We start from the raw sequence: 265 nt of genomic DNA, 5'->3' as shown, positions 1-265 counted from the left end.
GGTGGATACGCCGGCTAACGACGTTTACAACAATGGTTCGACTGTCAGCACCACGATTACTGGGGCTACGGGCGGCAATTTTGAAAATCTGGTACCGAGCACTACGCCTGCGGTTACTACGATTACTGATTCGGTTGATACCACTACCGTCACGTTGACGGCGGGCGAGACTGTCACCGAAGGCGGTCAGATCACTTACACCGCAACGCTGACCAATCCAGCGCAGACGCCGGTGACGGTCACTTTGAGCAATGGCTCGGTGATC

General features: G+C 55.5%; 1 protein-coding gene. It reads left to right on the top strand.

Features of this window, described 5'->3' with window-relative positions:
* The coding region (locus tag AACV02_RS29435) for an immunoglobulin-like domain-containing protein (protein WP_256680150.1) at positions 1–265 on the top strand (265 nt) is incomplete at both ends.

The sequence above is a fragment of the Pseudomonas sp. Larv2_ips genome (assembly GCF_963879675.1).
Classification (GTDB): Bacteria; Pseudomonadota; Gammaproteobacteria; order Pseudomonadales; family Pseudomonadaceae; genus Aquipseudomonas.
The sequence above is the reverse complement of the archived record's forward strand: the minus strand, read 5'-3'. Positions and strand labels throughout refer to the sequence as shown.